This is a genomic window from Streptomyces sp. AV19, assembly GCF_015999245.1.
Lineage (GTDB): Bacteria > Actinomycetota > Actinomycetes > Streptomycetales > Streptomycetaceae > Streptomyces.
In genome coordinates, this window is sequence record NZ_JAEAMR010000090.1 from 1 (window position 1) to 1,256 (window position 1,256).

Sequence of the window (1,256 nt, forward strand, 5' to 3'; positions counted from 1 at the left end):
CGCCTCGGCAGATGGGAAGACACGGTCTGATGCCTGCACCACGGAAATACCCCGACGAGCTCCGTGAGCGAGCCGTCCGCGAAGTCCGGTCCTCCGGCCGTCCCGTCGCCCATGTGGCCCGGGATCTCGGCATCCATAAGGAAGCCCTGCGGGGCTGGGTCCGCCAGGCCGAGGCCGACCAGGGCGGTCGGCCCGACCTGCTGACCTCCACCGAGCAGGCGGAACTGAAGCAACTCCGCAGGGAGAACGCCGAGTTGCGGCGGGCGAACGAGATCCTGAAGGCCGCCTCGGTGTTTTTCGCCAAGGAGCTCGACCAGCCCCGCACGAGGCCGACGCGGTGATCAACCACCTCCGCGACGACTTCGGGGTCGAGCCCGTATGCCGGGAACTGGACCTGTCGCTCTCGGCATACAACGCCCGCCGCAGACGGCCGAAGTCCGCCCGTCGTCTGCGCGATGAACAGCTCACCGGGCATATCCGCCGCGTCCACACCGCATCCGGCGAGACCTACGGGGCCCGCCGCGTCCACCGCCAGCTGCGGCGCGAAGGCGTGCATGCCGCGCGGTGCACCGTCGAGCGCCTGATGCGCGAGGACGGGCTGGAGGGCGTCATCCGCGGGCAACGACGCCGCACCACCATCCCCGAGCCGTCCGCGCCCAGGCCGCCGGACCTGGTCAACCGCCGCTTCGAGGCGAGCCGGCCGAACCAGCTGTGGGTCGCCGACCTCACCTACATCCGCACCTGGTCGGGCTGGGTCTACGCCGCGTTCGTCCTGGACGTGTACTCGCGGATGATCGCCGGATGGCAGCTCGCCACCCACATGCGCACCGACCTCCCGCTGGACGCGCTGGAGATGGCACTGTGGCGCCGGGGCATCAAGAAGGGCTCGGGGCTGATCCATCACAGCGACCGGGGCTCGCAATACGTGTCGATCCGCTATGGTGAACGGTTGACGGACGTCGGCGCTGCCGCATCGGTCGGCTCCGTTGCCGACAGCTACGACAACGCCATGGCCGAGGCTCTCAACGGCACGTTCAAAGCCGAGCTGATCGAGCACCAAGGGCCCTGGCGGGACGCTGGCCAGGTCGAACGCGCCGTCATCCAGTGGGTCGGCTGGTACAACACCGAGCGACTGCACTCCGCCCTCGGCTACCTCCCACCCGAGGAATTCGAGGCCCAGTACTACCGTTCCCTGCCGACTCCGAACATCGCCTGAAAACACACAACCCGGCCGCTACGAAAGTCGGGGCAGCTCA

1 protein-coding gene is annotated in these 1,256 nt (G+C 68.8%); it reads left to right on the forward strand.

All coding sequences use genetic code 11. From position 1 onward, the window contains the following. The first annotated feature begins 29 nt into the window (after positions 1-29). Positions 30-1,216 (forward strand): IS3 family transposase gene (locus I5Q34_RS33665; protein WP_234429931.1). Its coding sequence is split into 2 segments (ribosomal slippage): positions 30-297 and positions 297-1,216, totalling 1,188 coding nucleotides; the frame shifts between segments, so codons are not numbered across the junction. Positions 1,217-1,256 lie beyond the last annotated feature (40 nt).